At 67.6% G+C, this 8,574-nt stretch carries 10 protein-coding genes and 1 pseudogene; 4 read left to right on the top strand and 7 right to left on the bottom strand.

Annotated features, from left to right (window positions below; genetic code table 11):
• Positions 1 to 211 (top strand): MMPL family transporter (locus VMD50_RS10755; protein ID WP_325427588.1); only part of this gene is annotated, 211 nt, incomplete at its 5' end.
• A gap of 8 nt (positions 212 to 219) precedes the next feature.
• Here VMD50_RS10755 and VMD50_RS10750 read toward each other — a convergent pair.
• A complete protein-coding gene (locus VMD50_RS10750; RefSeq protein WP_325427592.1) occupies positions 220 to 372 on the bottom strand; it encodes a long chain fatty acid-CoA synthetase Faa4p in 153 nt (50 codons plus the stop codon).
• A gap of 289 nt (positions 373 to 661) precedes the next feature.
• Between VMD50_RS10750 and VMD50_RS10745 the strand changes: the two genes are divergently transcribed.
• Positions 662 to 1,411, top strand: a complete 750-nt coding sequence (locus VMD50_RS10745; RefSeq protein WP_325427586.1) for an alpha/beta fold hydrolase — start codon at positions 662 to 664, stop codon at positions 1,409 to 1,411.
• Between the two features lie 7 nt (positions 1,412 to 1,418).
• Here VMD50_RS10745 and VMD50_RS10740 read toward each other — a convergent pair.
• A pseudogene (locus VMD50_RS10740) lies at positions 1,419 to 2,160 on the bottom strand (SDR family NAD(P)-dependent oxidoreductase).
• 29 nt (positions 2,161 to 2,189) lie between these two features.
• Here VMD50_RS10740 and VMD50_RS10735 point away from each other — a divergent pair.
• Positions 2,190 to 2,348 (top strand): hypothetical protein, encoded by a 159-nt coding sequence (locus tag VMD50_RS10735; protein WP_325427584.1) that lies wholly within the window; start codon positions 2,190 to 2,192, stop codon positions 2,346 to 2,348.
• Position 2,349: 1 nt separating this feature from the next.
• Here VMD50_RS10735 and VMD50_RS10730 read toward each other — a convergent pair whose 3' ends face one another.
• From VMD50_RS10730 to VMD50_RS10710, 5 genes are all read right to left on the bottom strand, one after another.
• On the bottom strand, positions 2,350 to 3,636 hold the full coding sequence (locus VMD50_RS10730; protein WP_325427582.1) for an MFS transporter: 1,287 nt from the start codon (positions 3,634 to 3,636) through the stop codon (positions 2,350 to 2,352).
• Between the two features lie 77 nt (positions 3,637 to 3,713).
• Positions 3,714 to 4,982, bottom strand: coding sequence for an amidohydrolase family protein (locus tag VMD50_RS10725; RefSeq protein ID WP_325427580.1), 1,269 nt, complete (start codon positions 4,980 to 4,982; stop codon positions 3,714 to 3,716).
• 13 nt (positions 4,983 to 4,995) lie between these two features.
• The gene (locus tag VMD50_RS10720) at positions 4,996 to 6,210 is read right to left on the bottom strand and encodes an amidohydrolase family protein (protein WP_325427578.1); all 1,215 of its coding nucleotides are present in this window, start codon (positions 6,208 to 6,210) and stop codon (positions 4,996 to 4,998) included.
• Between the two features lie 6 nt (positions 6,211 to 6,216).
• Positions 6,217 to 7,020 carry an acetoacetate decarboxylase family protein gene (locus VMD50_RS10715; RefSeq protein WP_325427576.1) on the bottom strand — a complete coding sequence of 268 codons (804 nt, stop codon included), beginning with the start codon at positions 7,018 to 7,020 and terminating at the stop codon, positions 6,217 to 6,219.
• A complete protein-coding gene (locus tag VMD50_RS10710; RefSeq protein WP_325427590.1) occupies positions 7,017 to 7,955 on the bottom strand; it encodes an SDR family NAD(P)-dependent oxidoreductase in 939 nt (312 codons plus the stop codon). The genes VMD50_RS10715 and VMD50_RS10710 overlap by 4 nt, the downstream gene beginning before the upstream one ends.
• A 65-nt stretch (positions 7,956 to 8,020) precedes the next feature.
• Between VMD50_RS10710 and VMD50_RS10705 the strand changes: the two genes are divergently transcribed.
• The coding region (locus tag VMD50_RS10705; protein ID WP_325427574.1) for an IclR family transcriptional regulator at positions 8,021 to 8,574 on the top strand (554 nt) is incomplete at its 3' end.

Here is an 8,574-nt window from a genome sequence, read left to right as displayed (position 1 = left end):
CTCCGCGGGTTTGGTGTTCGCGTTCACCATGCTGGCGATGCTCACCAGCGATCTCAGAACCATCGGTCAGGTGGGTTCGACCGTGTGCATCGGCCTGCTGCTCGACACGCTGATCGTGCGTTCGTTCGTGGTTCCCTGCATCTTGCGAATCCTCGGGCCGTGGTTCTGGTGGCCGACGCTGGTGCGTTCCCGCCCGCTACGGCCGGCTTGAGGCCTCTATCAATCGGTGCGGGCGGTCTCGCGTGCAACGAAGACCGAGACATAGCCGATCGGGATGCCGGTTCGGGTCGCGATGCACCGTCGCGCCGCCAACTCCACCTCGGCCCGACGGCCGACGCCGACGAGCCCACCGATCTCGGGAATCCGGATCATCCACCCGCCCGCATCGCGAGCGACTTCGATGTCGAAGCACTGACCGACCGTCGGGCAGTTCACACGATGAGCGGCACGTCGCGTACGGCTGCGCCGCAATGCGTTTGGCTGCCGCAGGCTGGGCTGAATGGGCATGTCTGCTTTCCTCGGTCAGAAACGGGCCGCGGGCAAGCGTAATCCGCTTCGCGCCCAGAACCTAATCGGCCGATGTCGGAACGTTATGCATCGGCCATCAGTTGCTGGCAGAGTCGAGCTCGCCGAGGTGACCCGCTGACAAGAGGAGTGCGCCGTGACTGTCGTTTTGGTGCATGGCAATCCGGAGACCGACGCGATCTGGAACCCGCTGGTCGCCGCGCTGGGACGAACCGACGTGGTGCGGCTCTCTCCACCGGGATTCGGGGCGCCGCTGCCCGACGAGTTCCCGGCGACCTACCTCGCCTACCGCGACTGGCTCGAGGGCGAGCTGGACAGCGCCGGCGAGCCAGTCGACCTCGTCGGCCACGACTGGGGCGGCGGGCATGTGATGAACGTGGTGATGCATCGACCCGAGCTGGTGCGCAGCTGGGTCAGCGACATACTCGGTTGCTTCGACCCCGACTACGTCTGGCACGACATGGCGCAGGTGTGGCAGACACCCGACGAGGGCGAGAAACTGGTGGACGCCTTGATGGGCGGGACGCTCGAGGAGCGCGCCGCCCGGATGGTCGAAATCGGCGGGATGCCCGCCGATATCGCAGCCTCGGTCGCAGCGGCGCAGGGTCCGGAGATGGGCCGGGCGATCCTGCTGCTCTACCGTTCGGCCCGGCAGCCGGGGATGGCCGAGGCCGGTCGCGAACTGGATAAGGCCGCGGCTCGACCCGGCCTGTCCATCCTGGCCACCGAGGACACCTACGTCGGCTCGGAAGCCATGCGGCGTCGGGCGGCTGAACGCGCCGGAGCCCGCACGGAGGTGCTCGACGGGCTGGGACATTGGTGGATGCTGCAGGACCCGGCGCGGGTCGCCGCGGCCCTCACGCGGTTCTGGGAAGGGCTCGACTGAGCGCACGCTAGCGGGCGCCCTTCCCGTTGTCGACGCGATAGACGGCGCCGTGGACGGCGGCCGCGGCATCGCTGGCAAGGAACGCGATCACGTTCGCAACGTCGAGGGGCTGCATCATGCCGCGCGGCGAGGCCGTGCGCATGATCAGCTCGTAGTTCGGGTTGTCCGGCGCACTGAACTGTTCGATTTGCGGTGTCAGCATGCCCCCCGGGCATACCGCATTGACCCGCAGGCGATCGGCTGTGTACTCCACCGCCAAAGCGCGAGTGAGCCCGATCAGCCCGTGCTTGGCCGCGCAGTAGCCGGCCGAATAAGCCTGGCCCTCGACGCCTGCGATAGAACTGACGTTGACGATGTTGCCGCCCCGCTCGAGCAGATGGGGCAGCGCGGCCCGACACAAGTAGAACGGCCCGTTCAGATTGACCGCGAGGTCTTGCGCCCAGTCGTCGTCGGTCATCGACTCCGTCCGGCGCATCTGGTGTCGCCCGGCGATGTTAATCAGGACGTCCAGCCCGCCGAACTCCTGGACGCACCGTTCGACCGCGTCCCTGCACGCCTGCGCCGAAGCGACATTCCACCGGCGCGTAGGAGCCCCGTTCCACGTCGGCGAACACCTCGGCCAAGCGTCCGGTATCCCGGCCGATCCCGAAAATCGTTGCGCCCTGCCGGGAAAGCAGCCGGGCCGTCTCAGCCCCAAGGCCCGACGACGCTCCGGTGACCAGGATGACCTTGCCCTGTAGTGGTGACATACGGCGCAACGCTACGAGACAATCACCTGATGTCCAACGAACCCCCACCTCCACCGCGTCCCGCACCAAAGCCGCCGCGGGCGCACGTCACACCCGAGGAGTTGGAAAGGTTCGGCGACGAGGAGCAGGCACGCGCGGCGTCGGACGAGCGGCGGCTCCGCGACGAGCAACCCCCGCATCACCGCTAGCCTATTTCCTCACCAGATCTTCTGTGAGGGCCTGGTCAGCCAGGTCCGCGAGTTCTTTGCCTTTCGTCTCCGGTCCTAGCAAGTAGCCGCCCAGCGTCAACGCCCAGAGGCCGGCGAGCGCCAGGTATGGCGTCTCCAGCCCGTAATGCGTTATGCCCCAGCCGACCACGGCCGGAGCCGCGATGGAGACGACGCGGCCACCACCGACTGCGATTCCGAAACCGGTGCCGCGCAACACCGTTGGGAAAAGCTCGGAGACGTAGGTGTCGCCGACGCCCCAAAGCCAGCCGAGGGTGGCGATGGCGATCGCCCCGAAGACCAGGTATCGGTCCAACGAGTGAGAGGTGGCGGCCAGGATGGTTGAGAAGAACTCGATGACCGCGGCAAGGATCGCCGAGGGGCGCCGGCCCACCCAATCGGCAAGCGCGGTCCCCAGGTAGACGAAGACCAGTTGCAGCAAGAAGAACACAAGTGCGTAGCGGATGGCGTCGATCGGGGATGCGTGGAACCTCTTCACGATGTAGGTCGTCAAAAAGACCGTCACGCCCCAGTAGCCGACTGCGTTGGCGGTGTAGATGAGCCAGCCGGCGACGAGTCGTCGCCGCACGCCGGGAAGTTTCCAAAGCCGCGGCCTCGCAACCCCGTGGACGATCTTGGTCTGTACGTCGGTGTAGCGGTGCGATTCCCTGATCCCTCGCCGGACCAGGAACAAGACGATGGCCGGGACGATCGCCACGATGAACGCCGATTGCCAGCCGAAGTGCGGAACCAGCGCCAGGGCGACGGCCGCGGCCAGGACGTAGCCCAGTGAGAACAAGGAGAAGATGACGCCGCCGACACCAAGGGCCCGGGTCTTGGCAGGCCAAACCTCGGCGGTGTATGGCGCGCCGACCGCGAGCTCTCCGGCACCGCCCGCGCCGGTGAGGAAACGCAGTCCCGTGAAGGCGGCGATGTTCGTAGTGAGTCCGGCCAGGGAAGTGGTGATGCCGTAGAGCAGGATCGACGCCCCGAGCGTGGTCTTACGCCCCCACCTGTCTGCCGCGTATCCGAATCCGATGGTGCCGATGGTGTAGCCCAACAGGAAGATCGAACCGATGTACCCGGCCTCGGCGTCGGTGATGTGCAAGGTTCTTTTGATGTCCGGCAGCACCAGACCGTAGATGTTGACCGCATAGGAATCGAAGCCATAGCCCAACCCGGCCGTCACCGCGACGAAGAGGGCCTGTTTGAAAGTAGCAGGTGTGGCCCGGGGTATCTGGGTCGCGATGCCGCCCACGCTGGATGTCATCCCGGAAAGGTATGCATCCGGGCTCGTGGCGCGGAAGGATCACGATCCGCTTGATCAGAACGGATTTTTTTCCGTACTCAGTTCTCCACAAGATCGGGGATAGGCTCCGCGCCCGTCAGCCAGTGGCGTCCGGTCCGGCGGGCTGCCTCCCACTTGGGGAGGCTCACCGCATCGTCCTGGCCCAGGTCCTCGGGGGTCGGGCCGATGCGCTCGGCCAGCGCAGCGAGGGCAGCCAGATCGAAGTTGTACACCTCGGCTGCTGCCAGCCCCAGCATCTGTCGCGTCTCCTCTATGGGGATGTCCCAGAAGGAGCGATGCAACCAGTCGCGGGTGTGCGGCCACGTTCCCTCCGGATGTGGAAAGTCATTGCCCCACAGCATGTTCGACACGCCGATTTCATAGCGTCGCGCCAGCTCCCTGCGCTCCGTCGTGGTGGCCCCGATGAAACAGTTCCGGTCGAAGTAGGCCGAGGGCGGCATCCTCAGATCGCCCTCCATCTGACGGCTCATCTTCTTGGCCGAGTGCTCACGCAGGTACCGCGTGTCCATCAGCCAGAGCAGGTCATTGGCCCAAAACGCACCGCACTCCGTGACCCCCCAGCGCAGCCCGGGGAAGCGCTCGAACACGCCCGACCACAGCGCGAACCACAGGGGACGGGCGCCCCACCAGCGCACCTCGGTGACATAGATGCCCAGGTGCCCTCCGTACTCTTCCTGCGGGGCGGGACCGGAGTGGGTGTGTACCGGCATCTGCAGGTCCTGGCAGGCGGCCCAGACCTTGTCGTAGCGACGGTCGTGGTAGGGCGGATAGCCGACCCAGCGCGCCGGGATCAGGATCCCGCCCCGCAGCCCGGACTCCGCCGCTCGAGTGATCTCGGCTACCGCCGCGTCGACGTCCGCCAGTATCGGCACGACCGCAACCCCGGCCCGCCGCTCGGGGCTGTGGCTGCACAGCTCGGCCAACCAGCGGTTGTGGGCCCGCGCCCCGGCCATGGCGCGCCCCGGGTCGAGGTCGCCCGACTGGCCCAGGCCGGCCCCGAACGGAGCCCCGGCGACCCCGGTCACGGCGTCGGCGTCGGGGAAGATCACCTCGCCGACCACCCCGTCGCCGTCTAATTCCTTGTCCCGCAGTCCCACATCCCATCCGCCGGCGATGCCGTCGCCATGCTCGGAGAACCACTGCTCGGCGAACTGTTCGTCGATGAATCCCCCCGCCTGGGCCGCGGCGGTCTTCTCGGCCAGGTAGACCTCGAAGTCCTCCCGGTATTCCGGGTCGACGTATTCGCGGTACTGCTCGGTCGGGAGCTCGGCATGACAGTCTGCGGAGATGATGAGATACGGGTCCACTGTGGTCCTTTCGCTACCAGGCACGGATGGGGTCGGGCTCGAAGACGGTGCTGCTCGCGTCGGCGGGCACGGCCGCCAGCGGCTCGGCGACCTCGGCGACGGTCGGCCCTATTCGGTTGACCAGGGGCGCGAGGGCCTCGAGGTCGAAGCCGTACACGGTCGCCGCGTTCCCGCCCACCATGGCCGCCACCTCGTCGGCCGGGACGCCGCTGAAGGTGTGCCGCAACGCCTCTCGGGTGTAGGGAGCGGTGCCCTCCAAGTGCGGGTAGTCGCTTCCCCACATGATCTTCTCGACGCCGATCCGGTGGCGCTCGGCACATTCGACGGGTCGCATGAAGCTCGCGCCGACGTAGCACTGGCGAGACCAGTACTCACTGGGCTTGCGGGTCAGCGAGCCGGCGGTGGGCCCGGCGAAGCGGGCGATCGCCGAGTTCGCTCGCCCGTAGCGGGCCGCGGCCACGTCGAGCGAGTCGAGGGTCGCCGGTATCCACCCGGCGCCCTGCTCGGTGAACACGACGGTGAGGTCGGGATGGCGATCCAGTGCGCCGCTGAAGATCAGGTGCCACAGCGCCCGGTGCGCGAACCAATGTGTCTCGTACACCCACACCGCAAACGAGCTGCCCCATCCGTCCGTCGGGTTGGGTCCGGCGTTGCCGCCGTGGTGGTTGACCACCAGACCCGCCTCCGCGCAGGCCGCCCACAGCGGCTCCCAGTGCTCGGCGTAGAGCTGGGGGATGCCGGCACCCGGGGGGATCCCGGGCAGCAGCACACCGCCGCGCAGGCCCAACTTGGCGATCTGCGCTATCTCGGCGACGGCCTCGTCGAGGTCCCCGAGCAGGATCTGGCCCACCCCGGCGCGCCGCTCGGGCGATAACGAGCAGAAGTCGGCCAACCAGCGATTGTGCGCGCGCAGGCCGGCCCAGCGCAGCTCGAGCTCCGGGGCGGTAACCGGTTGGGGGGCAGCCAGGCTCGCCTGGGGGAAGAACGGCGGCACGGTATTGGGAAAGAGGACCTCCCCCGCGATGCCTTCGGAATCGAGCTCCGAATTGCGTCGATCGCCGTTCCAGTTTCGCTCGGCGTCGGCCTCCGTCAGGTCGCCGAACGGGTTGACGTATGTCTTTGCCCAGCCGTCGAATTCGTCCCTGTATTGCGGATCGAGGTACTCGCGGTAGTCGAGCAGGTCAGCACCGGCATGGCAGTCGGCCGAAATGACCGTGTACCGCTCCATGGCGCGCTAGGCCCGTGCCGGCTCGGGCCTGGGGGCCGCGAGCAGCGCCACGTCGTCGTAGCGCTGGTGCACGTACGGCAGCAGCCATTCCTGCGGAACCCGCGCCGCGATCCGACCCACCTGAATGGTGCGCCGGCGACACCAGGTGATCGACCTGATTTGGCGAATCACGATGTCGGCCACCGGGTCCAGCGGCGACTCTCCCAACTCGACGGTGCCGTCGATGTTCTCCAGCAGCTCGTAGTGCCGGTGGTATTCGCCGTAGACCAAATGGGGGTCGGTGATGCCGCTGCCGTCGGGGGCGCGGAGGAACTTGAAGTAGAACTCGGTGTTCACCTGGTCGGGCGGCAACTCCGCCGGGCCGGTGATCCGCCCGTTTACCCGGATGAGCTGATAGCCCAGCCGGTCAACGGTGGCGGTAACGCGATCGCCGTCGCGCTCCACCCCGATGTGAGCGAGTTTCTTTGGCTCGCCGAAGGTTTCGCGCCCACCCGTGACCGACTGCTCGGTGGACTGGGGCATGAAGAGGGGGTAGTCGCCCTCAAGTTCGCCGTGCCGGGCGGTCACCGAAAACACCGCCGACCCGAACGGCGGCCTGCCTTCTATCCGGACCCGCTGAAGCTGGATTCGCACCAGTGGTTCGGCCGCCGGCTCCAGCGGCTTGGGCAGCACGGCCGCGACAATCTCCGGATCGGTGAGATACGCGATAGTCACCGCCTCGGTGGCGATGGGCGCCTTGGTGGCATCGACCTCGTGGTCGACCTGCGCCTCGGGTGGACGAGGACCGTAGCGAACTCCGTTGGTGCTCAAGGTTTTCCTCCTTCGGTTTCCCGTGCGTTCTCGGCATGCCGGCCGAGGACGTCGACCAGGTAGTTAGGCTCGCCGCGAGCGATGATCGATGCCGCCTTGCTGCTCACGACCTGATCGGCGGGTGTGGGCAGCCCCATCATCCAGAAGCGGTCCGCCCGAATTCCGTCCACGACCAGGTCGGCGACCGTCTCGAGCGGGGTGAACTCGACACGTGCGCCGGCGGACTCGAAGCGGGCCACCACCTTTGCCAGGGTCTGGTCGGGTGTGCGGCGATCCTGGGTCGCGGCATAGCGCTCCGGGCGGTGCCGCCACGACTCCCAGATGCCGGTGTTCAAAAAGCCGCCGGGGAAAAGGACGTGCGCCCGCACCCGCGCCCCCGTCATCTGCAGGTGGGTGTAGAGGCTTTCGGTCAGGCAGAGCACTGCGGCCTTGGTCATCGGGTAGACCGCCGTGGCCGGCCCGCCCATGGCCCCCCGGGCAATCGGCGCGAACCCGCCGTTGCCCGAGCAGGTGTTGACCACATGTCCTTCGCCCTGCTCGAGCAGGATGGGCACGAAAGCCTTGATGCCGTGGATGACGCCCAGCACGTTGACGTCGATCCCCCAGCGCCAGTCGGCCAGGTCGTGTTCCCACATGTAGCCCTCGGAGACCCCGCCGGTGCCGGCGTTGTTGCACACGATGTGCACCGCGCCGAAGCGGTCGAGCGCCTCCTTGGCGAGTGATTCGACCGAGGAATAGTCGGTGACGTCGGTAACCACCCCGACCGCCTCGATGCCCTCGTCCGCCAGCGCCCGGGTCGCCTCGTCGAGCGGTTCGGCGAGGACGTCGGCCAGCATCACCTTCATGCCTTCGCGGCCGAAGCGCCTGCCCATGGCTTGGCCAATGCCTCCGGCTCCCCCGGTTACGACCGCTACCTTGCCCTGAAGGTCCGTCATCGTGGCCATCGTCACATGGTCGCGCAGGGCACCGCAAGCAGTCGCACTATGCGACTATTGGCTCCGTGGCGCCGCGTCCCTCCCCACAGACCGAACGCGTCGTGAACCTGTTTGAGCACCTGGCGGGCGATGGCAGCCGGGGCATGACATTGGCCGAGGTATCGCGCCACTTGAGCGTTCACAAAGCCAGCTGCCACTCGATGCTGTCCGAACTGCTGCGGGCCGGTTGGCTGCTGCGCGACCCGGTCCGCAAGACCTACCACCTCGGTCCCGCCCTGGTCCGGCTCGGCCGGGAGGCGGCCGGGCGCTATCCGGCCCTGGTGTTGGCCCGCTCCGCGATGGCCGACCTGTCGGCCGCGACAGGCGCACACTGCGTTGCCTTCTCGGTAAGCGATGACTACTCGACTGTCGTCGATCAGGTCCGAAGCCGTCATGGCGGCGGCCACCCGATGCCGGTCGGCACCCAGTTCCCCCACCGCCCGCCGTATGGGGCGTCGATCGTTGCCTGGGCCGGGCCGGAGGCTCGGGAGCGCTGGCTGGCCACCCTGCCCGAGGACGTGCGCGATCGTTACCGCGAGGCCATCACCAACGCCAAGCGGCGTGGCTACGCGGTCGGTCT

Source organism: Mycobacterium sp. (genome assembly GCF_035506235.1).
Classification (GTDB): Bacteria; Actinomycetota; Actinomycetes; order Mycobacteriales; family Mycobacteriaceae; genus Mycobacterium.
This window is presented reverse-complemented; position numbering and strand designations above follow the sequence as displayed.

What these genes read in the sequence shown, in the direction of transcription:
- VMD50_RS10750 (WP_325427592.1), bottom strand. Translation starts at nt 372, where the DNA reads ATGATCCGGATTCCCGAGATCGGTGGGCTCGTCGGCGTCGGCCGTCGG.
- VMD50_RS10735 (WP_325427584.1), top strand. Translation starts at nt 2,190, where the DNA reads ATGTCCAACGAACCCCCACCTCCACCGCGTCCCGCACCAAAGCCGCCG.
- VMD50_RS10730 (WP_325427582.1), bottom strand. Translation starts at nt 3,636, where the DNA reads ATGACATCCAGCGTGGGCGGCATCGCGACCCAGATACCCCGGGCCACA.
- VMD50_RS10720 (WP_325427578.1), bottom strand. Translation starts at nt 6,210, where the DNA reads ATGGAGCGGTACACGGTCATTTCGGCCGACTGCCATGCCGGTGCTGAC.
- VMD50_RS10710 (WP_325427590.1), bottom strand. Translation starts at nt 7,955, where the DNA reads ATGACGGACCTTCAGGGCAAGGTAGCGGTCGTAACCGGGGGAGCCGGA.